Annotated in this window: 23 protein-coding genes and 1 pseudogene; 12 read left to right on the top strand and 12 right to left on the bottom strand. The window is 64.1% G+C overall.

Features of this window, described 5'->3' with window-relative positions:
- Positions 1-86: 86 nt before the first annotated feature.
- Positions 87-1,055, bottom strand: a complete 969-nt coding sequence (locus tag IEW02_RS22675) for a helix-turn-helix domain-containing protein (RefSeq protein WP_229746249.1) — start codon at positions 1,053-1,055, stop codon at positions 87-89.
- Between IEW02_RS22675 and IEW02_RS22670 the strand changes: the two genes are divergently transcribed.
- From IEW02_RS22670 to IEW02_RS25255, 4 genes and pseudogenes are all read left to right on the top strand, one after another.
- Positions 1,027-1,677 carry an NAD(P)-dependent oxidoreductase gene (locus IEW02_RS22670; protein WP_188547258.1) on the top strand — a complete coding sequence of 217 codons (651 nt, stop codon included), beginning with the start codon at positions 1,027-1,029 and terminating at the stop codon, positions 1,675-1,677. The two genes, IEW02_RS22675 and IEW02_RS22670, sit on opposite strands and share 29 nt — an antisense overlap.
- Before the next feature lie 21 nt (positions 1,678-1,698).
- A complete protein-coding gene (locus IEW02_RS22665; RefSeq protein ID WP_188547256.1) occupies positions 1,699-1,842 on the top strand; it encodes a zinc-binding dehydrogenase in 144 nt (47 codons plus the stop codon).
- Positions 1,843-1,946: 104 nt separating this feature from the next.
- Positions 1,947-2,360 (top strand): YybH family protein, encoded by a 414-nt coding sequence (locus IEW02_RS22660; protein ID WP_188547254.1) that lies wholly within the window; start codon positions 1,947-1,949, stop codon positions 2,358-2,360.
- Positions 2,333-2,683 (top strand): annotated as a pseudogene (locus IEW02_RS25255) (MFS transporter); the annotation flags it as partial. The gene IEW02_RS22660 and the pseudogene IEW02_RS25255, both read left to right, overlap by 28 nt.
- Before the next feature lie 51 nt (positions 2,684-2,734).
- On the opposite strand, the gene IEW02_RS22655 reads toward IEW02_RS25255, so the two are convergent.
- The 4 genes from IEW02_RS22655 to benA form a co-directional block, all read right to left on the bottom strand.
- Positions 2,735-5,437 carry a helix-turn-helix transcriptional regulator gene (locus tag IEW02_RS22655; RefSeq protein WP_188547251.1) on the bottom strand — a complete coding sequence of 901 codons (2,703 nt, stop codon included), beginning with the start codon at positions 5,435-5,437 and terminating at the stop codon, positions 2,735-2,737.
- Between the two features lie 71 nt (positions 5,438-5,508).
- Positions 5,509-8,226: a benzoate 1,2-dioxygenase electron transfer component BenC gene (gene benC / locus IEW02_RS22650; protein ID WP_188547250.1), complete on the bottom strand. Its 2,718-nt coding sequence runs from the start codon at positions 8,224-8,226 to the stop codon at positions 5,509-5,511.
- A gap of 13 nt (positions 8,227-8,239) precedes the next feature.
- Positions 8,240-8,746 carry a benzoate 1,2-dioxygenase small subunit gene (benB, locus tag IEW02_RS22645; RefSeq protein ID WP_188547248.1) on the bottom strand — a complete coding sequence of 169 codons (507 nt, stop codon included), beginning with the start codon at positions 8,744-8,746 and terminating at the stop codon, positions 8,240-8,242.
- A gap of 1 nt (position 8,747) precedes the next feature.
- Positions 8,748-10,130 carry a benzoate 1,2-dioxygenase large subunit gene (gene benA, locus IEW02_RS22640; protein WP_188547246.1) on the bottom strand — a complete coding sequence of 461 codons (1,383 nt, stop codon included), beginning with the start codon at positions 10,128-10,130 and terminating at the stop codon, positions 8,748-8,750.
- Positions 10,131-10,330: 200 nt separating this feature from the next.
- Between benA and IEW02_RS22635 the strand changes: the two genes are divergently transcribed.
- The 4 genes from IEW02_RS22635 to IEW02_RS22620 are packed head-to-tail and all read left to right on the top strand — an operon-like array spanning position 10,331 to position 13,529.
- The gene (locus IEW02_RS22635) at positions 10,331-11,239 is read left to right on the top strand and encodes a LysR family transcriptional regulator (RefSeq protein WP_188547245.1); all 909 of its coding nucleotides are present in this window, start codon (positions 10,331-10,333) and stop codon (positions 11,237-11,239) included.
- Positions 11,236-12,339, top strand: coding sequence for a mandelate racemase/muconate lactonizing enzyme family protein (locus IEW02_RS22630; RefSeq protein WP_188547243.1), 1,104 nt, complete (start codon positions 11,236-11,238; stop codon positions 12,337-12,339). Before IEW02_RS22635 ends, IEW02_RS22630 begins: the two co-directional genes overlap by 4 nt.
- A 48-nt stretch (positions 12,340-12,387) precedes the next feature.
- Positions 12,388-13,239, top strand: coding sequence for a catechol 1,2-dioxygenase (gene catA / locus IEW02_RS22625; protein WP_188547241.1), 852 nt, complete (start codon positions 12,388-12,390; stop codon positions 13,237-13,239).
- Between the two features lie 5 nt (positions 13,240-13,244).
- Entirely contained in the window at positions 13,245-13,529 is a 285-nt protein-coding gene (locus tag IEW02_RS22620; protein ID WP_188547239.1) for a muconolactone Delta-isomerase, read from the top strand.
- A gap of 165 nt (positions 13,530-13,694) precedes the next feature.
- Here IEW02_RS22620 and IEW02_RS22615 read toward each other — a convergent pair whose 3' ends face one another.
- Both IEW02_RS22615 and IEW02_RS22610 read right to left on the bottom strand, forming a co-directional pair.
- Positions 13,695-14,723, bottom strand: a complete 1,029-nt coding sequence (locus IEW02_RS22615; protein WP_188547237.1) for an LLM class flavin-dependent oxidoreductase — start codon at positions 14,721-14,723, stop codon at positions 13,695-13,697.
- Between the two features lie 372 nt (positions 14,724-15,095).
- Complete coding sequence (locus tag IEW02_RS22610; RefSeq protein ID WP_188547235.1) at positions 15,096-15,500, bottom strand: winged helix-turn-helix transcriptional regulator; 405 nt, start codon at positions 15,498-15,500, stop codon at positions 15,096-15,098.
- 98 nt (positions 15,501-15,598) lie between these two features.
- Between IEW02_RS22610 and IEW02_RS22605 the strand changes: the two genes are divergently transcribed.
- Positions 15,599-16,261: an SDR family NAD(P)-dependent oxidoreductase gene (locus tag IEW02_RS22605; RefSeq protein WP_188547233.1), complete on the top strand. Its 663-nt coding sequence runs from the start codon at positions 15,599-15,601 to the stop codon at positions 16,259-16,261.
- A gap of 40 nt (positions 16,262-16,301) precedes the next feature.
- Here IEW02_RS22605 and IEW02_RS22600 read toward each other — a convergent pair whose 3' ends face one another.
- Positions 16,302-16,739 (bottom strand): MarR family winged helix-turn-helix transcriptional regulator, encoded by a 438-nt coding sequence (locus tag IEW02_RS22600; RefSeq protein WP_188547231.1) that lies wholly within the window; start codon positions 16,737-16,739, stop codon positions 16,302-16,304.
- Positions 16,740-16,803: 64 nt separating this feature from the next.
- Here IEW02_RS22600 and IEW02_RS22595 point away from each other — a divergent pair, with 64 nt between their 5' ends.
- The gene (locus IEW02_RS22595) at positions 16,804-17,811 is read left to right on the top strand and encodes an amidohydrolase family protein (RefSeq protein WP_188547229.1); all 1,008 of its coding nucleotides are present in this window, start codon (positions 16,804-16,806) and stop codon (positions 17,809-17,811) included.
- A 272-nt stretch (positions 17,812-18,083) separates the two neighbouring features.
- On the opposite strand, the gene IEW02_RS22590 is transcribed toward IEW02_RS22595, so the two are convergent.
- Positions 18,084-18,227, bottom strand: a complete 144-nt coding sequence (locus IEW02_RS22590) for a hypothetical protein (protein ID WP_188547227.1) — start codon at positions 18,225-18,227, stop codon at positions 18,084-18,086.
- Between the two features lie 274 nt (positions 18,228-18,501).
- Entirely contained in the window at positions 18,502-18,660 is a 159-nt protein-coding gene (locus tag IEW02_RS22585; RefSeq protein ID WP_188547225.1) for a hypothetical protein, read from the bottom strand.
- A gap of 166 nt (positions 18,661-18,826) precedes the next feature.
- Between IEW02_RS22585 and IEW02_RS22580 the strand changes: the two genes are divergently transcribed.
- Positions 18,827-19,645 (top strand): SDR family oxidoreductase, encoded by an 819-nt coding sequence (locus tag IEW02_RS22580; protein ID WP_188547223.1) that lies wholly within the window; start codon positions 18,827-18,829, stop codon positions 19,643-19,645.
- A 134-nt stretch (positions 19,646-19,779) separates the two neighbouring features.
- On the opposite strand, the gene IEW02_RS22575 is transcribed toward IEW02_RS22580, so the two are convergent.
- Complete coding sequence (locus tag IEW02_RS22575; protein WP_188547221.1) at positions 19,780-20,298, bottom strand: VOC family protein; 519 nt, start codon at positions 20,296-20,298, stop codon at positions 19,780-19,782.
- 399 nt (positions 20,299-20,697) lie between these two features.
- Here IEW02_RS22575 and IEW02_RS22570 point away from each other — a divergent pair, with 399 nt between their 5' ends.
- On the top strand, positions 20,698-20,853 hold the full coding sequence (locus IEW02_RS22570; RefSeq protein WP_188547219.1) for a DUF6131 family protein: 156 nt from the start codon (positions 20,698-20,700) through the stop codon (positions 20,851-20,853).
- 24 nt (positions 20,854-20,877) lie between these two features.
- On the opposite strand, the gene IEW02_RS22565 is transcribed toward IEW02_RS22570, so the two are convergent.
- Positions 20,878-21,885, bottom strand: a complete 1,008-nt coding sequence (locus IEW02_RS22565) for an aldo/keto reductase (RefSeq protein ID WP_229746247.1) — start codon at positions 21,883-21,885, stop codon at positions 20,878-20,880.
- Positions 21,886-21,944: the final 59 nt, after the last annotated feature.

The following is a 21,944-nucleotide window of genomic DNA, read 5'->3' as shown; positions in this document are numbered from 1 at the left end:
TGTCTCGCAGCGTTATTCGGACCGAGTTGATGTAGCCAGCTGGGGAGCAGTATGTAGCGATGCAGAGTCCTGGGACGGCTACGTGGTCAACGAACCGAGGCGCGGAAGGCGCCTGGCGGCAGCCCGGTCCGATGCCGAAAAAATTTTGCGAAATTGGTGGCGTCGACGAAGCCTAGGCGGGTCGCGATCGCCGTTGCGGGGAGATCGGCATGCGCGAGCAGTCGTCTCGCTTCGAGGGTGACCCGGCGGTCGATGAACTCCTTCGCACCGACACCGGCCGCGGCCTGGGTTGCCCGGCTCAGAGTGCGTGCCGAATAGCCAAGGCTGTCAGCGTAATCGGCAACCCGCCGTGTGTGGGTGAAGTCCTGTTCGAGCTGGGTGCGGAACCGGACGAAGGTGGTGTCGACTGTATCTACCGGCTGTGCGCACAGCGCGGCTGCCCGCACCGCGACAACGGCGAGCAGATTGCGTAGGACTTCACGCCGGGCGGCGACCGGCAGCCCTCCTGCATCTTCGAATTCCGCTGCCAGGTGCGTGATCGCACGATGCAACGCGGGCGTGCCCGAGTCGGACGCAGGGGCCACTGCCCGACCGAACGGGTCGTCGAGTCGCGCGGCGGCCGCTGTCCTCGGATCGACCGAGCTGGCCTGGAATACGGCAAGTAAGCCGTCGGCCTCGGTAAGGTCGCCGAACTGTTGAACCTGTCCCGGTCGGACCCACAGGACCGAACCTGCATCGATGCCGTAGGCGGTGAAGTCCACGGTGTGTCGCAGCGTGCCGCTGGTGACCGCGAACAGCTGATGAAACTGCGGCCGCTGAGGCGTCACCAGATCGGTGGCCGCAGCGCGGGTCGCCAGTTCGGCGAGCGTTAGCACCTCGAGCCCGGGCAGAGGCGTGTCGTCGGGTGGCGCGAATCCGATCGACGGGATGAGTTGTCCAATTTTGACCATGATCGGTCTCGATTTTACCTTTCCGCAGGACGAGGAAGACGGAAAACTACAAGTACCAACCGATGAAGGAGCAGAAATGTCAAAGATCGCAGTGTTCGGAGCCAACGGAACGATCGGTAGCCGCATCGTGGCCGAAGCCCTGACCCGCGGCCACGAGGTCACCGCAGTCGTCCGGAATCCGGCCAACGTCACCACCGATCACCACAACTTGACGGTCACCGAGGGCGATGTGCTCGACTCTGCGTCTGTCGCAGCAGTGTCCAAGGGCCAAGACGTCCTGGTCAGCGCGGTCGGTGGCGGTGACGGCCCGGGAACCATCGCCACGATCAAGCCCGCGGCCGAGACGCTTGTCGAAGGCCTGCGCTCGCTGGGCGCGGACGCACCGCGGTTGATCGCCGTCGGCGGCGCAGGCTCCCTGCGAACCCCGAATGGCACACAGGTGTGGGACGCCGAAGGCCTGCCCGAGTTCGTTCTGCAGATCATGCACGCACACGGCGACGCCCTGGACTACTACCGGACGGTCTCCGACGTGAAATGGACCAACCTCACCCCAGCCGCCGAGATCGAGCCGGGCGATCGAACCGGTACCTACCGCACTGCCGACGACGACCTCATCGCCGACGCCACCGGGCAAAGCCGAATCTCGACCGAAGACTTCGCCGTCGCCGCGGTGGACGAGATCGAACAGCCGCAGCACATCGGCCGCAGATTCACCGTCGCGTACTGAGCCCCCCGGGGCACGTCAGTATTGCTGGCCACGCTCGCCGAGCTCGTCGCCTCCGGGCAGTTGTGCATCCCCATCACCGCTACCTACCGCCTAGCTGATGTGCGCGCGGCCTACGCCCAGCTAGAAGACCGGCACACGCACGGGAAGATCGTGCTCATCCCGTGACTCCGACGGCCGACCGTCAGTGCATTCAAAATCGCCGCATCGCAAACACTTCGAGAACACTCTCATCCCGCCGCCGCCGGCGGACGAACCGACTGGAGCAAGACATGACAAGCCACACCACCACTACCGCTGACGCCGTCGCCGTCGTCAATGCCTACGGGAAGGCGCTCGCGGCCGAGGACCGAGCCGCAATCGTCGCCCTCTACGCCGAGGACGCCGAGATCATTCCCGAGAACCTTCCGAGCCTGCGCAGTTCGGCAGCAATCGAAGCCTTCTACATCGCCACCTTCAACGAGATCAATATGCAGGTGACGCTGCAGGTGAAATCGGCTGAGGTGCACGACAAATTCGCAGTGGTGCGCAGCGAGCAGCCCGTCATGGTCACGGCCAAAGCCGACGGCGCCCGCATCCCCAGCTACTTCCGCGAACTGTTTGTCCTGCGCAACACCTCCGCGGGCTGGCGTATCTGCAACTACATGTTCTCCCAGAGCCCCGGACAGGCCGAGACGCCGGCCTGACGGCACTTCAGAGCCCGGAACGCACGAACGCGTCGCTGTCGTTTCTGCTGGTCCTCAACGGCGGCGCGATCGTCGGCGGTCTGATCGCGTCGAGCGTTGCGGACCGCACCGGCCCGCAGCGCGTCATCGCTGTCACCTTCTGCCTCGCCGCCCTCTCACTGATCGTGCTGACTTTGGGCTTCCCGCTTGGCGTCCTGCTCGTCGCCGTAGCCGTAGCCGGAACCGGTATCGGTATCGGAGCGATCGGAACGCAGGTCCTCATCTATGGGTTCGTGTCGAACTATTACCCCACGACGTCACTGGCAGCCGGTGTGGCCTGGTGCGGGGTTCGGCAGCTGTATTCGGAAATCGTCGATTCTGCAGCTTCGGTTCCTTCAGCCAGCGGATGCTTTCGCCGCCAGCTCTGCCCGCGAGCGGATCCCCAGTTTTGCGTAGACCCGAGTGAGGTGGAACTGCACTGTCTTCACCGACAGGAACAGTTCGGCGGCCACTTCGCGATTGCTCAAACCGGTCGACACCAGTGCCGCCACAGCGTCTTCCTGCGGTGTCAGCGCATCGAGCGGACGATCCCTGAGGACGGCACGCATTCCCCCGGCCTTGAGCTCACGATCGCAACGCGCCACATAGGTACTCGCCCCGATCGAGAGGTAGCACTCGCGGGCGGCTGAGATGACGACGTCCGCTTCCCGCCGCTTTCCGGCGCGTCGCAGCGTCTGACCGTAGGCGAAGTTCACCCGCGCACGGTCGTAGATCAAGGGGAGATCCGCGAGGTCGCCGAGTGCGCTGTCGAACGATGCTCGCGCAGCGTCCAAATCTCCTCGCGCGCCGTGCAGTCGGCCGCGGGCATACCCCAAGCGAGCCTGCGTGGACCGGTGATCCGCGACGGTGGCCCGGCGTTCGTGAATATCGAGAAACCCCTCCGCCTCGTCCAGTCGGCCCTCCACCACAAGAGCATTGGCGTAGACGTCCGCCCATGGCCAGAACCCGGGTTCGGAGATGTCGTCAGCAGCCCACTCCTCGGTGAGCGGCGCCAGTGCTCGCAGAACCCCGGGGTAGTCGGCACGCGCCTCGGACATCGCCGCATGTGCGAGACACGCTGGCACCCGCATGATTTCGTAATCACGTGCTCCCGCGTCACCGTCGCGTGCGCTGTTCTCGGCTTTGCGCCAGTCTCCGCGTAAAGCGTGAATCTGCGTCGCGGTCCAGTGCAGGAGTGGCGCGATCAGTACCGATCCCGACCGGTCGACAAGATCGATTCCGGCACCGACCACTCGAAGGGCCGCGTCCCACTCGCCGGTGAGGAAGTACGTTCGGCCGAGCCACGCGTGCGCCCACAACGAAATTCGCGTCGATCCTCCGAGAAAATCGGTGGGAGAGGCAGATTCGAGCTCTGCGCGCGCGGTGTCGACACGGTCGGCTGCCAGGTGCAGCCACCCCGCACCCATCTGCACTCGCTGCCCCACCGCGCCGGTGCTGGCGTGACTCCACAGGTCGCTGTAACTGCTGAGGGCTTCCGCCGTTCGGCCCGTCCCCCCGAGTCCGAGACCGCGAATCGATTGCGCTTCCACCGCGGTGGCGTCGTCGGCTCCGACGAGCTCGACGGCTCGGTCCGCCCACATCACGAGCTCGCCGCCGTGACACCGGGCAAGGTTGTGCAGCACCTGACGGTGACAGACGATGGCCGCAGTGTGCGGATCGTGACGTGTCCGCACCGACTCCCAGGCACGCCGCAACCGCTCCTCCGCTTCGTGCGGGCGGCCGCGCAGAATGGCGAGATATCCGAGAACCGCGTTACGCATGGGGGTTTCACGCAGGCTCTCGATCTCCGCGCTGTATGCGGCGGCCCCGGGCACGTCACCCGCACCGATCATGGCGTCGACCGCGAGAACGAGCCTCTCGTCCCGCGCGGCCGGATCACGACTGGACCGAGACGACAGTTCATACAGCCGGGCGGCGGATCCCCACTCTCCCTTCGCCGCTCGCTCACCCGCCAACGCGACGAGCTGCGCGGACACGCTGTCGTCGGGAAGGGGCATCGATTCGACGATGTGCGCCAACGCATCGGCCTGATCCTCGACCACGTCGACCGCTCGGCGGTGCAACCTCGATCGCTCGGACAGGCTCACCGTCGCCAGGATGGCGGCGCGCACCATCGGATCGGGTGTCTCGAGCAGGATGGCCGTCGGCCGGTGGTGCACGAGCACCAGGCCCGATGCCACGGCAGTGTCGAGCGCGTCCCACGGATCGCCCACGCCCGATACTGCACACACCACCGGAATGGACGTCGGAGTGGACATGATCGCGACCGCCTCGGCCAGAGCTCGTGTCGTCGGGTCGCTGCGCGACAGCTCGGCACGTATCCGTGATTCGACGAACGCGGGAGCCGGTAGGTGCGCTCGGCTTCCTCTCCACGTCGCGCGCGGCGTTTCCTCCAGCAGTGCCACGATGTGCCGCGGCCGACCACCGGTGTGCTGCAACAGATGCGCTGCCGCCGACTGAGGTAGGACCACCCCGCGAACGGCTGCGAGTTCCGACACGTCGGACACGGTCAGCGGCGCCACGGTGACACACTCGTCCGCGGCTTTGTCCAGGATGTCCTGCGCCGCCGGGGATCCGGCGGGCCGGAGGTGACGCGAACACACCACCGTGATTCCCCGGCTGCGGACGTGCCGCACCATGCTTGCCAGCAGCTGCAGTGATTCCGGATCGGCGTCGTGGGCGTCGTCCACGACGATCAGAACCGGCGGTCCGTCGTCCGGAGACACTGCTGCGGCAAATGATCTGGCATCCTCGACCGAGTCAGGTGCGTCGACAGCCCAATCTGCTCCCGGCGTCAACTGCCCCACAATTCCGAAGGGAACCGTCGACTCCCACGGGACAGCCGCCACTCGCGTGACCGAGGCGTGCGGGAGTCGCCCGGCGAACGCCGCAGCAACGGCGTCGACGACGGCGGTCGTGCCCATTCCCGGCGCCCCGTCCACCACGACCAGTACGGAGCGGTCGACGCCGGTGGCCACGGCGGCGAGGAGGTCGTCGACCACCTCTCGGCGACCGACCACAGGTGGGTGGTGGGGCACGGCGTCACCGTAGCCCGATACGGGCCCCGACACCGGCGATCGACGTATCGTCGCCGAGGCGGGGCGAGCGATCACCCGAGGTCACCGCCCGCCACCGGTAACACGGTTCCGGTGATGTAGGACGCCTCGTCCGACGCCAGGAAACAGATAGCCGCCGCCTGCTCGTCGAGAGTGCCGTACCTGCCCAACAGCGACGAGTCGACGGTCTGATCGACGAGCGCCTGATACCACTCGCGTTCCTGATCGTCGGCAGGGCCGGGCCCACGGGCAATGCGCCGGGGCGGGGCTTGAGTCCCACCGGGAGCAGTGGCAACCACCCGAACACCGTGCGGGGCGGCTTCGAGTGCGAGTGCCGCGGTGATGGCGTTGACCCCGCCCTTCGCCGCGGCGTACGGGACCCGATGAATGCCACGGGTTGCCACCGACGAGACGTTCACGATCGTCCCGGCCCCCTGCGCCACCATGTGCGGGATCGCGGCACGGCACGACCACAGCGTCGGCCAGAGCGAGCGATCGATTTCCTTCTCGATCTGCTCCGGCGGATACTCCCAAAACGGCTTGGCCCAGATAGTCCCTCCGACAACGTGAATGGAGACGTCGATACGGCCGTGCCGCCCGATCGCTGCGTCGACGAGCGAGGACGCACCCTCCCACGTCTCGAGGTCGGCCAGCACCGCGTGCGCCGGAGCGTCGTCGGTCGACAGTTCGGTTGCGATGGCCTCGACGAGTTCGGAGCGGTCCGCCAGGACGAGCGTGCCGCCCTCGGCGGAGATGCGCCGTGCCACCCATTCGCCGATGCCCTGGGCCGCACCGGTCACCAGAACGACCTTGCCCGCGAAGCGGCCGGGGTGAACGAACTTGGGCGTCTTGGTGTCGACCCTTTCCTGCATCGCACGCTTCATGGTGATCTTGGATCGCTCCGCGTGGTCCGCGATGAGGGTGCGTGCGGCCTCCCGATCGCCGGCCTCGAACGCGTCGACGATGTCGAGGTGGTCCTGCGCGCACAGCGGGTCGCACCAGGTGGCGTTCGCGAGCACCTCGGCCATCGCAGCTTTCACACCCAGTGCGGTGTACGCCTGCAGCAGGTGCTCGTTGCGAGTCGCGGTGAACAGGTAGTCGTGGAACGCGCCGTTGGTCTCGGTGTAGGCGGCGGCGTCGACGAAACGGTCCCCGTCGACGTACCTCGTCGTTGCTTCGGCGAGCAAGCGGTACCCGGCGATCTGCTGAGAGGTGAGCCGACCGATGACCAGTTCGAGCGCGCCGAGTTCGAGCGCCCGACGAGCTTCGAAGACGGCGTCCGACTCGTGAACGGATGGGTGTTCCTCACCGATCTCGTAGCCGGCCGGTTCGACCGTGGGGGCCTTGCGGATCGTCAGCGGCTCGATCGCCCTGCCGGTCCATACGTGCTGCCCTGCAACGGCGGTCGCGTCGGCGGTCACCAGAACATCCGGGTCCTCGTCGGCCACGAACGGAAATCCGCCGGCGACAGCGGCGGTGACGCGTTGCCCGGCAATCGACCGCATCGCCACCAGTTCCTCGTCGGGCGCGACATGCTCACCGACGACCGCGTCCATGGTCGCCACCCGTCGATCGAAGACGATCTGCCCGCACAGGGTGCGTGATGACCGGTCTTCGGTCTCGTGCTCGAGGGTGTCGGGGACGACGAAGTCGGGCGACTCGTGTTCGCCACGAACGGGTTTCGTCGGAGGCGCGATCTCCTCGGCCTTCGGCTGTTCGTCGGCCGGCGCGGCCGTGCCGTCGCCGGACTCGTCCTCGGGCACCGCTGCCGACGGGGCGAACTTCTCGTAGTAGAAGCCGGTGGGCTCCACCGACTGCTCGACGAAGTGACCGCGGACGGCCTCGACCATGGGTGGCGGGCCACAGAGGTAGACCGCGACGTCCCCGTCGTTCAGATGTTCCGGCTTGATGAAACCGGTGACGTACCCGGTGTTCTCGGCCGTGGTGTCCTTGTCGGACACGCAGTAGTCCCAGGTGAATCCGTCGAGACTGTCCGCCAACGACTTCAATGTATCGAGTTCCACGACGTCGTCGTCGGTGCTGGCGCCGTAGACGAGATGGACGTCTCGGGTGCTGCCCGACGATTCGAGGGTGCGCAGAATCGACAGAACCGGCGCGAGACCGGTGCCGCCGGCCAAGAGAAGTGCGGGCCGTTCCGCTTCCCTGAGGAAGAAGCTGCCGTGCGGGCCGGTGAAGGAGATGTCGTCACCGACCTTCGCAGTGTCGGAGAGGTAGGTCGACATCAGCCCGCCGTCGATCAGTTTGACGAGGAACGAGAGCTCGTCCGATCCCTGGACACAACTGAACGAATACGACCGCGTCTCCTGCGACCCGGGGACGGAGATGTTGACGTACTGACCGGGCAGAAACACGAGATCGGCACCCTCGGGCGACTTCACGGCCAGCCGAACGGTGGTCGGCGACAACGTCTCGACGGCAGTGACCGTCGTCGTGAACTTCGACGCTTGCGTCTTGGCTACCGCCGACGTGCTCGCGATCTGCAGGACGAGGTCCGATTCCGGAGTCATGCTGCAGGGCAGGCAATATCCGTCCTTGGCTTCCTCCTCGGTGAGTGCGTCCTCGAGGTAAGTGCCTCCGTCGTATTCGCCGGATTCGCACACCGCTTTGCAGGTTCCGCAGACGCCGTCGCGGCAGTCGAGTGGGATGTTGATCCGCGAGCGGTAGGCCGCGTCCGCCACCGTCTGACCGTCGGTCACGGTGATGAAGCGGGTGACGCCATCCTCGAAGGACAGCGCGACACGGTGACTCATGACTCCCTCCCTGTCAGAAGTGGTAGATGTCGACGACGTGATGGATGTAGTCGTTCTTGAGCACCACGGTCTTGCGGCGGATCAACGGCGACTCGCCCGAGAAGTCGATCGAATAGAACGAGGTCCCGTAGTACGGGTCGATCGTCTTGTAGCGGAAATACATGGTGTGCCAGTTGAATCGAACATCGACGATGTCGCCTGTTCGCTCGATGACCTCGACGTTGCTGATGTTGTGGCTCGTCCGCGGTTCGGGAATCGATGTCGCACTGGATCGTTCGGTGCGGATTCGGAACACGCGGTCCTCGAGGCCGCCCTTGTTCTCGTAGTAGATGAGCGAGATGTCGGTCTGCGGGTCTTCGGTGAGAAGGTCGTCGTCGCCCCACGAGGGCATCCAGTACTCGACGTCGTCGGCGTAACAGGTGAGCCACTTCTCGAACTCGCGGTCGTCGAGGTAGCGCGCTTCCCGATACAGGAACTGCTCGATCGCCGTCTGTGTGATGCGGGTTTCGGTGGAGGTCATGTCATTTCGTCCCGTCGTTCAAGGAGCCGGTCTTCTCCGTAGAGCGATCGATGGCGGCCAGAAGCGTCTTGCGCCAATACCCGTGCTGGACGTTGAACAGTCCTTCGTCCTCGTTCTTCACCCCGGCCGACACCACGCCGTGCATGTCGAGCGCTTCGGCCACCGGGTCGGGACCGGAGAGCCAGTGGTCGGCGCCGCGGCTCATGTCGTTCCACGGCGCGTTCGTGGCCTGGAACGTGAGCTGGCACGACCGGAACTCTTCGAGGTCGTCCGGAGTAGCCATGCCGGATGCGTTGAAGAAGTCCTCGTACTGCCGAATGCGGTGCGAGCGTGCTTCTTTGCTCTCCCCTCTAGGGGCGATGCAGTAGATGGTCACCTCGGTCTTGTTCGGCGCGATCGGCCGGAAGTGCCGGATCTGCGTACTGAACTGATCCATCAGATACACGTTCGGGTAGAGACACAGGTTGCGCGAACCCTTCACCATGAATTCGCCCTTGGCGTCGCCGAACTTCTCCTTCAGCTGATCCATCTGATCCCAGAGGGGACGGTCCTGCGGATTGGCCGCCCAAGTCCACAGGCACAGGTGCCCGTTCGGGTACGACCAGTAACCGCCGCCCGTTTTGCCCCAACCGCCGGCGTCGAGCGCCTTGGTGGTGTTCTTCGATTCGCCGTTGTTCCGTCGTGATGTGGTTGCCGCGTAGTTCCAGTGCACCGCGCTGACGTGGTAGCCGTCGGCGCCGTTCTCCGCCTGCACCTTCCAGTTTCCGTCAAAGGTGTAGGTCGAGGATCCGCGCAGCACCTCGAGGCCGTCGGGCGACTGGTCGACCAGCATGTCGATGACCTTGGTGGTGTCACCGAGGTGCTCTTCGATCGTCGAGACGTCGGGGTTGAGGCTCGCGAAGAGGAACCCCCGATAGTTGGCGAACTGGGGCACCTTGGTGAGGTTGTGAGACCCGTCGACGTCGAAGGTCTCCGGGTAGCCGGCGCCGTCGGGGTCTTTCACCTTGAGCAGAGTGCCGTCGTTGCGGAACGTCCAGCCGTGGAACGGGCACGTCAGGGTCGGGCGGTTGTCGGTCTTGCGGCGGCACAGCATCGCTCCCCGGTGGGCGCATGCGTTGATGAGGCAATGCAGCTCACCGTCCTTGTCGCGCGTGATCACCACGGGCTGCCGACCCATGTGCACGGTGAAATAATCGCCGTTGTTCGGAATCTGGGTCTCGTGGGCGATGTAGATCCAGTTGCCTTCGAAGATGTGCTTCATTTCGAGCTCGAAGATCTCCTCGTCGGTGAAGATCGTCCGGTTGGCGCGGTAGACACCGGCGTCGGCGTCGTCGACCACTGCGGCGGCAACTTGGTCGCGAACGTGGTCCAGGATCTCGGTCATCCAGTCCTCCAGATGTAGGGGTTTCCTCGACTGTGGCACCACGTGGCGGCGGTCACACCAGGTGTTCGCCTAGTCCCGACCAGGATGTCCATTGATTGTTCACGCTTATCAATAAGCGGGTTCTACATCTTTGTCATGGATGGTTCGGCGGCATACCGTGGTGTGGATCACCCGAAACCGACCGAGACGGAGGCAAACGCATGGAGCTGCGACATCTCAGGCACTTCGTCGCGGTCGCCGAGACCCGTCACTTCGGTCAAGCCGCGAAACGGCTCTACCTTGCGCAGCCGGCGCTCTCGCAGTCGGTTCGCCAACTCGAAACCGAATTGGGCGTCACACTCCTGGCGCGCACCACCCGGCAGGTCAGCCTCACGCCCGCGGGCGAGTTCTTCTACCGTGAAGCCGTCCGCCTCCTGAGCGGCCTGGAGGACAGCGTGCAGGGTGTTCGGCGAATCGACGAAGGCCGCACCGGGCTCGTCCGAATCGGATTCACCGGCACCGCCGCCTTCGACCGACTGCCCGCCATCGCACGCGCGCTGCGCCAGCGGCTACCGGAGGTCGTCCTCGAAGTACACGGCGATCTCCTGACACCGGCTCAGGTCGACGGTCTCCGATCGAACGAGCTCGATCTGGCCGTCTTACGACCCCCCGTCGCGGGCAACGATCTGGTGGTCCGCACAATCGCCACGGAATCGCTGGTGCTCGCGCTACCCGCCGACCATCGACTGGCACAGGAGCCGGCGCTCGAAGTCCTCGATGTGTCCTACGAGAGCTTCGTGATGTACTCCGATACCCACTCCGCGGTGAACGATGTGGTCGTGCGAAGCTGCCGCGCAGCAGGTTTCACACCCCGACGCGAGCACGAAGCCCCCGACACTTCCGTCCTGTTGGCACTGATCGCGGCCGGTCTCGGCGTCGCCATGGTGCCCGAGTCGGTGCGAGCGATGAAGCTCGACGGAGTCGTCTTTCGCGACGTCACCGGCGCGGACGCCATCGATCTGGCGTTGGCGTGGAACCGCACCGAACCCTCACCCCTCGTGGCGTCGCTGGTACGTGCACTCGAGGACGCCGACATTCTGCCGACCACCTACATCGAGGCGATATCGTGAAAATTGTTGCTGTCGAGGCCATCCCGTATTCCATCGACTACCGCAAGCCGCTTCGGTTCGCGAGCGGTGAGGTCCACGCCGCCGAGCACGTGCTGGTACGCGTGCACACCGACGACGGTGTGATCGGTGTAGCCGACGCACCGCCGCGGCCGTTCACCTACGGGGAGACGCAGCGGGGTCTGGTCGCGGTCGTCGAGACCATCTTCGCGCCTGCGGTACTCGGCCTGACGTTGACCGAGCGCGAGGTCGCACACACGCGGATGGCGCGAACCGTCGGCAATCCGGTCGCGAAAGCTGCGGTGGACATGGCGATCTGGGACGCACTGGGTCGCACGCTCGACCTCTCGGTCAGCGAGATGCTCGGCGGCTTCACCGACCGCATGCGCGTGAGTCACATGCTCGGATTCGACACTCCGGAGGCAATGGTCGACGAGGCCACTCGCATGCGCAGCGACTACGGCATCGAGGTGTTCAAGGTCAAGGTCGGTCGCCGCCCGGTGTCCCTGGACACCGCCGTCGTGCGCGCACTACGTGAAGGTCTCGGCGACGACGTCGAGCTGTACGTCGACGGCAATCGCGGGTGGACCGCCTCCGAATCCGCGCGCGCAATGCGGGAGATGAGCGATCTGAATCTCACTCTCGCCGAAGAACTGTGCCCCGCCGACGACGTTCTCGGTCGACGCTGGCTCGTACAGCAACTGACCGTTCCCTTCGTCGCCGACGAGTCGGCGGTCACCCCCGCAGACATCACCCGAGAGGTGCTCGGCGGTTCCGCCACCGCAATCAGTATCAAGACCGCACGCACCGGCTTCACCGGATCACAACGCGCACATCACCTCTGCGAAGGCCTCGGACTCGAAGTGGTGATGGGAAATCAAATCGACGGCCAGCTCGGATCGGCGTGCACGGTCGCGTTCGGCGCCGCGTTCGACCTGACCTCCCGCCGCGCCGGCGAACTGTCCAACTTCCTGGACATGCGCGACGACCTGCTCACCGAACCGCTGCAGATCCGAGGCGGCGAGCTCGCCGTCTCCGGCCGAGCGGGCATCGGCGTCGACATCGATCCCGACAAGCTCGACCGGTACCGGCTCGACACCTGATTCTTTCCGACCCAGCCCGCTGTACCCGTTTCACACAAGGAGTTGTCCATGAGTATCGATCACGCACCCGAGACCGCTACGGCGGCTGCATCCGGGGCCAACGCCACCGCGCGCTTCGCCACCGACAAGTCGGCCGCTGCCGCTGCCACCCCGCCCGAACGAGTCAGCTTGCTCGCTCGCGAAGTTCTAGCCGCCGTGCACAAGGCGGTCCACGACCACAAGGTCACCTACGACGAGTACAACGCTCTCAAGTCCTGGCTGATCAACGTCGGGCAGGACGGCGAATGGCCACTGTTCCTCGACGTGTGGGTCGAGCACGCAGTCGAGGAGGTCGCCGGTGAGACACGCGACGGCAGCAAGGGCACCATCGAAGGCCCGTACTACGTCCCCGCCGCTCCGGAGCTCGGACACGACGCCGTCCTCCCCATGCGCGACGGTGAGCACGGAACCCCGTTGCTGTTCCAGGGTCAGGTCACTGATGTTGCCGGACAGCCGTTGTTGGGTGCCGTTCTCGAGATCTGGCACGCCGACGACGACGGTTTCTACTCGCAGTTCGCCCCCGGCATTCCTGAGTGGAACCTGCGCGGCACCGTCACCGCAGACGAGAACGGCCACTTCCAGATTCGGACGATGCAGCCCGCTCCCTATCAGATCCCCACCGACGGTGCCTGCGGCAAGCTCATCTCCGCAGCCGGATGGCACCCGTGGCGTCCAGCGCACCTGCACCTCAAGGTCGCCGCTCCGGGATACCAGCAGATCACGACCCAGCTCTACTTCCCCGGTGACAAGTACAACGACAACGACGTCGCCGACGCCGTGAAGCCCGAACTCATCCTCGACCCCCACGACGTCGACGGGGGCAGGGAAGTCACGTACGACTTCGTCCTCGACAAGGTTTAGCGCTCATGCTGTTTGCGGTGAAGATGGATGTCGCGTTGCCGCGGGACCTGGACGCCGACGTGCGAGCGGACACGCTGGCACGGGAGAAGGCGTACTCGCAGGATCTGCAGCGCGGCGGGGAGTGGGTGAGCATCTGGCGCATGGTCGGTCAGTACTCCAACCTTTCGATATTCCACGTAGCCGACAACGAGCGGCTGCACGAGATCCTCTGGAACCTGCCTCTTTTCGAGTTCATGACGATCGAGGTGACCCCGCTCGCACAACATCCGTCGGATATCGCGGCGGGGTGAGCGCCGTTCGCAAGCAGGACTCCTCACGTGAGCATGCGCGCGCGTTCCCGTTTTGATCTCGAGGCGCTCGACCAGGGGCCGCTTCGGCAACAGACGACGCGGCCCCGCCTCAAATTCCGCAGAGCCGGCCGTAGGTCCGCTAGCTCGTCATGATGAAGCCCATAGTCAGAGATCGGCCACCAGCGGTGCGACCTCCGTTCCCAGCAGCTCTATCCCGCGGAGCAGATCACTGTGAGCCAAGCGGGGATTGGTCATCTGCAGAGACAACCGATCCACACCGCCGAGCTGTTCGCCGACTCGCGCGATCTTCTCGGCCACCGTTTGCGGGTCACCCATGAAGAAGGCACCGTTCGGTCCGGACGTGGCATCGAACTGCGCTCGGGTCGGTCGCGCGAATCCCCGCTCGCGCGAGATCTTCGTGAACATCTCGTTCCACCCGGGGTAGATGGTGTCCGACGCCGCCTGCGTGGTCTCCGCGACGAACCCGAACACGTGCAGGCCCACTTTCAGCTTCTCCGGCGCATGACCTGCCTGCGCACCCGCGCGGCGGTACAGATCGACGAGCGGCGCGAACTGGCGCGGCTCACCGCCGATGATCGCGATCATCAACGGCAACCCCAACAGACCTGCGCGAGCGAATGATTCGGGACTGCCGCCGACGCCCACCCAGATCGGCAGAGGATCCTGCGCGGGACGCGGGTAGATGCTCTGCCGCGTCAGAGCCGGCCGGTGCTTGCCCGACCACGTCACCTCGACGTTGTCGCGGATCTGCAGCAGCAGCTCGAGCTTCTCGATGAACAGCGAGTCGTAGTCGGCCAGGTCCAGACCGAACAGGGGGAACGACTCGGTGAAGGAGCCGCGGCCCACGACCAGATCCGTCCGTCCCTTCGAGATCAGATCCAGGGTGGCGAATTCCTGGAAGACCCGCACCGGATCGTCCGCACTGAGAACCTTGACCGCACTGCCCAGCCGAATTCGTTCCGTGCGAGCTGCCGCGGCCGCCAGGATGATCGACGGAGCGGAATCGTAGTACTCGCTGCGGTGGTGCTCGCCGACCCCGAACGAGTACAGACCCACCCGATCGGCGAGGGTGATCTCCTCGAGCAGATGCTCCATTCGCTCGGAAGCGCCGATCACGCGGCCGTCGGTCGGGTCGGTTACGGAGGACACGAAGCTGTCCACACCTACATGCATTGCTGGGCCTCTCGGTCGGGGCACACGATGTGGACCCTGGGTTAGTTTACAAGTCAACCATCTCGACCGAGAAAATGTTCCGCGCTGCTCCATCTCCACACCCGAATGCAGCGCCGAGGACACTGACCCATTGAGCTTGTGATGCCGCAAGGTGGACACGGGACTGCCCGCCCGAGCAAGCATCTCGCTTCGTGCAGCGAACGTGTTCCCGGCGGCCTGCCGGCACAACTCCTCCCGCCCCTTCGGACTACCGAACTGAGACAACCTGTTTCGCTTACACGGCCGAATCGGCCCGCGATGTGAGAGAGACGGATCACTGTCCTCGATCACCACGCCACCGGGACCGGATGCATCGATCATGATGTCGCCGAATCAGGTTCGCCGGTCGAACTCGTCACGGTGATGCTGGATCTCCTCGACGTGTGTCGATACCCACATGGCCAGGCCCAAGACGTGGTCGAGAAGTGATAAACCGAGTGAGGTCAAGCTGTATTCGACGCGCAACGGCACTTCGGCGTGAACTGTGCGCGTCACCAGTCCATCGCGTTCGAGGTGGCGCAGGGCGAGGGTGAGCATCCTCTGGGATATACCGGGCACCGAGCGCTGCAACTGCTTGTATCGCAACGGCGCGTCCCGGAGAACGGCGATGACGAGGATGCCCCACTTGTCTCCCACGCGGTCGAGGATGCTGCGAATCAACGGCGCATCATCACCCCACCCGTCGCACGGGCCGGGCACCGGTGTGCGCGCGGTCGTGTTGTTCTCGCTGATGGCCATTCCGCTCCTCACGAACACGAATGTGCCCTCTTGTGTCGGGGATTCTGTGCACGAATGATGTTGTAACAGACGAATAGTAACCAGGATGGGATGGAACCGTGTCGCTGATCGTCATTGTCGGTGCAGGATCTGGGATGGGACTGGCGATCGCCCGTGTCTTCGGACAAGAGGGGTTCGCCGTCGCGCTCGTCGCCCGAAACAGAACAAAGTTGGACTCGCTGACCGCCCTGCTCGCAGACGAGGGAATCGACGCAACCGGCTTCACGGCGGACCTGCTGGTACCGGAGTCGATTACCGAAGCGTTCGCCCAGATCCGCACGACTCTCGGCGACGTGGACGTTCTCGAGTTCTCGGCGGCCGACGCAACTCTGCCCGCTGCCGACGTGCTCGACGTCACGCCGGCCAATCTTCAACCGCAATTGGACTTCTACTTCAGTGCAATACATGTCGTGAGACAGGTCGTCGACGAAATGATTGCCGCGAAAACCGGGACCATCATTGTCACTACGGGCGGCGGATCGGTCGATCCGACACCGTCTTTCGCGAACATCAGTATCGCTTCTGCCGGTCTCCGCAACTGGGTGCTCAACCTGCACAACGTTCTCGCCAAGCATGGCGTCTACGCAGCACATCTGGCGATCAGCGCCTGGATCGGATCCGGACAGCCCGGAACATCCGCTGCCGAAATCGCTCCTACCTACCTCGACCTGCACGAAACGCGTGTCGATGCCGACGCCCGCTACCCTTCAGCACTGACCTGACGGGCCCCGCGCCTTGTCCGTCCGAGCCAACAACCACTGCTCAGGTTCGGTCGACCGCATCCCCACACAGAATGTCGAGGCTGTCCAACAATACGCGGATTCGGTTCGGGGGTAGGAGTTGAAGCCGCTTGGCCAGACTGGGTCTCATTCGCGCCCCGATGTCGTCGGTCGTCTGTAGACCGCTGTCTGTCAATCGGATTCGTGACCGGCGCGAGTCCGTGACATCGATCTCGCGAGTCACCAATCCGGAGTCGACAAGCCTCGATAGCGACCTGCTGAGAACGGACGGGTTCAGACCGAGGTCGCTCACGAGATCACCTGGATTATCGATGCCCATCTTTACCGTGCGCAGCACCAGGAAGTCCACGAGGTCCAGATCGGCGCTCGCAGCGACGTGAACACGGGCGTCGGCCACAACCAACTTGTTCAGCCGGTACAAAGCGTCGAGGAGCCGAAGCTCGGGGGCGGCGTCAACCATGAAGAAAAATTTAACACGAGATAATAATTGACAATTATCAACTATTGCGGGTTGAGTGGTGGGTATGACTGCCGAAAGCGCCACCAGACCGGGTCGAATCGATTTTCACCACCACTTCATGCCGACCAGCATGCTCACCTCGGGTCTATTCGGCGACACGTCCGGCTGGAAGTTCAAGGAGGACGAAAAGCCCTGGACACCTCAGGTCAGTGTGGACTTCATGGATCAGCTGGGCATCGGTACCGCGATCCTGTCCGTACCCAACGACATCGAATCTCGGCTCCCGGAGAACAAGCGCCATCACTTCGCCCGCGAGGTGAACACCCAGTCCCGTCAGGCAGCGGACGACCACCCGGGGCGGTTCGGCCTGTTCGCACATTTACCGACCCCGACGGACACCGACGCCGCGCTCGACGAGCTGACATACGCATTCGACGTGTTGGGAGCCGACGGCGTCACGCTGACCAACGTGTACGGCGTCGGTGACGAGGCCCGATCCCTGGGCGACCCGATCTTCGAACCGCTGTGGGCCGAACTCGACCGCCGCAACGCAGTGGTGTTCTTGCACGGCGAGCAGACACCGGGCAGCAATCGGGCCCCGAGCCAGCTCTTGCCCACCCCGATCAGTGAAACCCCGAACGAGACCTACAAGGGCGCCGCCGATCTGGTGACCAGCGGACGCAAACGGCAGTTCCCGAACGTGAGGATCGTTCTCGCCCATTCCGGCGGCAGCACGCCCTACCTAGCCGCCCGCGTCGCCGCTCTGTGCGCATTTCATCTCGACAGCGAACTGACCGCAGACGAGATCCTCGCCGACTTCCGGACGTTCTACTACGAAACCGCCCTGTCGGGATTCGAAACGAACCTGGTGGCACTCGAGAACTTCGTCGACTCGGACCACATTCTGTTCGGCACCGACTTCCCCGCTGCCAACCCACGCACCGCGGGCTGGTTCACCGACAACGTCGACGAGTACTTCTCGAACAGACCTGTAATGCTCGCGCAGGTCATGCACGACAACGCTTATCGACTCCTACCTCGACTGACCACCGGAACCCCCGCGCAACAGTAAGCTCTTCGGCTGTCGATCGAGCCTGGTAGGACGACTTCGGCGGTTGAGCGCCGCACCCGGGGCGGGGACCTATCCAACCATCACCGACATGTAGCAAAGGCCCTGGTGAGTGGCTAAACCCACCAGGGCCTTTCTGTCCGGAGAGTACGTCCCCGGTCGACTACGGCAACTGCCCATCGCGGGCTTTGGACTCGTTGCGGCGGTTCATCTTCCGCTTGCTACGTGTTCCTAGGCCCCATGCGCCTGATTGCCGGTGATGTCAGCCGTTGTGGTCAGCCCTTGTCCTTGGCCTCATCGTTCTTGGCTGCATCCTGATCCGAGACGTCCTCGTTCTGCAGGGGACTGTTGCCGACAGCCTCTTCGGCCGATCCGCTCTTCTCAGCTTGTTCTGCCTGCTTGTCGGTGAGGTCAGCCATGATGGTGGTCCCTTTCGTAGAAATTGTGTCCGTGGTCACTTGTGTTTACCCAGAACCGAAGGCTCCTACGCACAGGTATGAACTACGTCGAAAGACTGTTTCGGTGGTTGCTGCGACTACTCGCTGAACGGATTCCCGATCGAGGCATTTCGATCTGCGCAACACTATGCGCTGCACCTCTTATTCTCCGGACTCGGTGTCGAACAGTCACGCCAGCAGATTCCCTCGTATGGGCGCCCGGTTGGCGGAAATCCCGATCACTGACCGCCGACGTCTACCTCCTGCCGTCGGCCTGCTGAAAGCGCAACATGACAGTGGTCGGACGGTCGGCAGCGGTGTCGCGAAGCCACAGCGGCACCTCCCGGCCGCTTCGCTCGCGGATGGCGATGGAGGCACGGGCAGCAGCAGCGGCCACCCTCGGCCGCTCGGTCATTACGTTCTTCGGTGGCGGTCATCGGGGGTCCTCCTGCTGCTCGCTCTGGCTGTCAGTGTCCTCGATGTCGATCAGCGGTGGCAGGCCACTTTCGGGAATTGATATTGAGTCTAGTCAGTTATGAGTACAGTCACATACGGTTTCACCCCACCGACAGGAGATCGTCATGCCATCGCTACTCGTCACAGGTGCCGGACGCGGCATCGGACTCGCCATCACCCGACGCATGAGCGAAGCTGGGTGGACGGTGTATGGCACCGCACGCTCACAGGCCGCGCTCACCAGCCTCGACGCAATGACGAACGTACACGGAATCCACCTCGACATAACCGACCGAGATTCTATTGCCGAACTGCCCCAACACCTTCCGCAGAAGCTGGACGGAGTCGTCAACAACGCGGGCATCATCGTCAGCGGGCCAGTGGAGGGACTGTCCCTCGACGACCTCTCCCGGCAACTCGACGTCAACGTGGTGTCGCAGGTCGCCGTGACCCAGGCGGTCCTCCCTGCCATTCGTACCGCCGCCGGAAGAATCGTCTTCATGTCCTCCGTCAGCGGTCTGATCACCACACCCGGCACCGGCGCGTACAGCGCGTCGAAGTACGCGATCGAAGCAATCGGCGACGCACTGCGAATAGAACTGCGGCCGTGGAGAATTCCGGTGTCATTGATCGAGCCCGGACCCATCAAGACGGACATGTGGGACGGAATGCTCGACGACTACGACGCCATGACCGCCAACTTGAGCAGCGAGAACCGAGTGCTGTACGCGAAGCACCTCGAAGGCAGCCGAAAGCTGCTGGGGCGCACTCAGAAAATCGCAGCTGACCCGAAACGCGTCACCAAAGCCGTCGAGCACGCCCTTACGTCCTCACGGCCCAAGCGGCGATACATCCTGGACACAGCGAGCCGAGTCCAGAAAGCCGCTGTCGCAGCGACTCCGACTCCCCTGACCGACAAGCTGCTGGCTGCGCTCACGAGCTGATCACCCAATCGGTCCGCCGATGGGTACGACGACAAATACGCCCCGTTGATACCCATCGGCGATCATCGAACCAGCAGTTCTCAACCGCCGACGCCGCTCCAGTACCCCGAACTCCCGTGCGAATGCGTCGCTGCTTACACCTTCGCCGGGGAGGACACTCCTACGCCACTGAGGGTGCCGATGCCGTAACGGTCGATCTCTTTCTGCAAGTCCAGCGGTCCGATGCTTTTGCTTCCCTCGATGGCCGCCGCGTCCAACAGTTCGAGGGGCACCAGCCATACGATTTCGAATTCGATGCCGCTCGGGTCCTTGCCGTACAAACTCTTGGTAGAGCCGTGATCACTCGCACCGACCAATGCATTTGCTGCACTGAGCTTCTGGGCAATCTCGGCGAGGTCGGCGAGTGTCTGCACCTCCCACGCCAGGTGATAGAGCCCGACAGTACGACGTCCAGCATCGCTGGGCTGGGCGCCCGGACCCATCTGGAACAGCCCGAGGTCGTGGTCGTTGGTACTGGCATCAGCCTGTAGGAACGCAGCCTGATTTCCCATCTCCAGCTTGACCCGGAACCCGAGGACGTCGGTGTAGAACGCGACGGCTTCTGTCAGGTCGCTAACGTGGAGTACTGCGTGGTTGAGGCGCTGGATGGGCATGGCCAAGTTCCTTTGTAAGTTGAAGGTTCAACCCAAGGGTACACCCACAACCGGGCTACTCCAGCTTTCCCTGCAAAATGCACCTCACGCAGCGGCGCAGGTTCAGCGACCACTTGTGCACAGTCACGACGCCCTGGACGCAGCGGCTTCCGAGGGGCCCGACCCCGAGAAGAATTTCGCGGCCACTCGAAGGGCGGACGAGACGACACCGAGTCGGTTGAGCACGGTCTTGGCACACGGGTGCGACGGCATCTCCGTGTCCTTCTGGTGAAGCACCACAACCAGACCGATCGGCGCTGGTCCGACCCGCCCGGTCCTTCACGCAAAACCCGACCACAGTTGGGCGTTTGCGGGTAACTTCGGGGTCCTCCAGCGGCCTCGTACTCGAAGGGAATTGCAGTGATAGTTCTCGGTATCATTCTGTTGCTCATCGGCATTTTCGCAAAGATAAGCATCCTCACCACGATCGGCGTGATTCTCGTGGTGGTGGGTGCAGTCTTGAGCCTGCTCGGCGCCACCGGGCGCGCGGTCGGCGGCCGAAAAACCTGGTTCTGACACGACATCCGGGGGCCCGGCGACTTACGTCCAGGGAAGCCGGGTTCTGTTGGCCCAGTATATTTCTGGGGATTCTGCCAGGTCCAGATCGCCCGCGTCGATCAGGTGGCGGTCGATGTCGAGTGCCGCGACATTCTGTTCGAGTTGGTCCACGGTGGCCGCGCCGGACAGCACTACGTCAGCCCACGGTTGCGAGAGTGCAATCGACAGCGCGAGTGCGTCTCGGCCCACCCCTTCCGAATCCGCACGCCGGGTCAGTTCTGATTCCTCGGCGACGAGTCGTCCATTGGCCATTGCTTCCTTGACGACGACGAACCAGCCGGCTTCGTGTGCAAGGGCCAGGGCTGGGCCGGCGGACGGTTCGAGAGGGTTCCAGGTCGACTGCACCGAACTGAACACCGCGATGTCCAGCGCGGCACGCACGACATCGGCCTGGTGCGGACCGCTCGTGCTGATGCCGATGCGGGTACCGCCCTCGGCCAGTGCGCGCAGGTCGTCGAGAAGTGCAGCGTCGCTGAGGGCAGGACTGTCCGGAGTGACGCTGTGGATCAAATAGTGATCGGGCACGCCGCCGAGCTCGTGCAGCGTCTGGGGCCACTGATCGGCGAGACGGGCAGCCGAGTGTTCCTTGACCTCGTGAACGGCGGCTCCCCGCTGGAAATCGGCGACGTAGGCATATCCCCATTTGGAGCCGATCACGAGGTCCTCACGCCGATCCGGCCATCGAGACAACCAGCTGCCGAGGAAACGCTCGGCCAATCCATAGGACCGGGCGACGTCCAGATGTCGAACCCCGCTGTCCCACGCGGCGTCGAGTACTGAGTGGCACAGCTGCTCGAGGGCGACCGGATCGAAACGCCCACCCACAGCGGTCGAGTGCCCGACTGTCAGGTACTCGGGGCGTCCGAGGGCAGCAAGGCCGAGGCCGAGTTGTGTCATGTCGTCAGTACTTTCGTCGTAGTGCAGAGCCAGCTTGACATGAATCGGTCGGACGCCTTCGATGACCTCCGCCTTCCATCCGATGACGAGCATTTCTGCCAATCAGCCGACGGGGTTGACGACCGGTGAATACAGTCGGTTACGCAACGCAA

Source organism: Rhodococcoides trifolii, assembly GCF_014635345.1.
Taxonomy (GTDB): domain Bacteria; phylum Actinomycetota; class Actinomycetes; order Mycobacteriales; family Mycobacteriaceae; genus Rhodococcoides; species Rhodococcoides trifolii.
The sequence above is the reverse complement of the archived record's forward strand: the minus strand, read 5'-3'. Positions and strand labels throughout refer to the sequence as shown.

What these genes read in the sequence shown, in the direction of transcription:
- IEW02_RS22575 (WP_188547221.1), bottom strand. Translation starts at nt 20,298, where the DNA reads ATGCCCATCCAGCGCCTCAACCACGCAGTACTCCACGTTAGCGACCTG.
- IEW02_RS22635 (WP_188547245.1), top strand. Translation starts at nt 10,331, where the DNA reads ATGGAGCTGCGACATCTCAGGCACTTCGTCGCGGTCGCCGAGACCCGT.
- IEW02_RS22585 (WP_188547225.1), bottom strand. Translation starts at nt 18,660, where the DNA reads ATGACCGAGCGGCCGAGGGTGGCCGCTGCTGCTGCCCGTGCCTCCATC.
- IEW02_RS22590 (WP_188547227.1), bottom strand. Translation starts at nt 18,227, where the DNA reads ATGGCTGACCTCACCGACAAGCAGGCAGAACAAGCTGAGAAGAGCGGA.
- IEW02_RS22580 (WP_188547223.1), top strand. Translation starts at nt 18,827, where the DNA reads ATGCCATCGCTACTCGTCACAGGTGCCGGACGCGGCATCGGACTCGCC.
- benC (WP_188547250.1), bottom strand. Translation starts at nt 8,226, where the DNA reads ATGAGTCACCGTGTCGCGCTGTCCTTCGAGGATGGCGTCACCCGCTTC.
- IEW02_RS22660 (WP_188547254.1), top strand. Translation starts at nt 1,947, where the DNA reads ATGACAAGCCACACCACCACTACCGCTGACGCCGTCGCCGTCGTCAAT.
- IEW02_RS22670 (WP_188547258.1), top strand. Translation starts at nt 1,027, where the DNA reads ATGTCAAAGATCGCAGTGTTCGGAGCCAACGGAACGATCGGTAGCCGC.
- IEW02_RS22615 (WP_188547237.1), bottom strand. Translation starts at nt 14,723, where the DNA reads ATGCATGTAGGTGTGGACAGCTTCGTGTCCTCCGTAACCGACCCGACC.
- catA (WP_188547241.1), top strand. Translation starts at nt 12,388, where the DNA reads ATGAGTATCGATCACGCACCCGAGACCGCTACGGCGGCTGCATCCGGG.
- IEW02_RS22565 (WP_229746247.1), bottom strand. Translation starts at nt 21,885, where the DNA reads ATGCTCGTCATCGGATGGAAGGCGGAGGTCATCGAAGGCGTCCGACCG.
- benA (WP_188547246.1), bottom strand. Translation starts at nt 10,130, where the DNA reads ATGACCGAGATCCTGGACCACGTTCGCGACCAAGTTGCCGCCGCAGTG.
- benB (WP_188547248.1), bottom strand. Translation starts at nt 8,746, where the DNA reads ATGACCTCCACCGAAACCCGCATCACACAGACGGCGATCGAGCAGTTC.
- IEW02_RS22610 (WP_188547235.1), bottom strand. Translation starts at nt 15,500, where the DNA reads ATGGCCATCAGCGAGAACAACACGACCGCGCGCACACCGGTGCCCGGC.
- IEW02_RS22620 (WP_188547239.1), top strand. Translation starts at nt 13,245, where the DNA reads ATGCTGTTTGCGGTGAAGATGGATGTCGCGTTGCCGCGGGACCTGGAC.
- IEW02_RS22600 (WP_188547231.1), bottom strand. Translation starts at nt 16,739, where the DNA reads ATGGTTGACGCCGCCCCCGAGCTTCGGCTCCTCGACGCTTTGTACCGG.
- IEW02_RS22595 (WP_188547229.1), top strand. Translation starts at nt 16,804, where the DNA reads ATGACTGCCGAAAGCGCCACCAGACCGGGTCGAATCGATTTTCACCAC.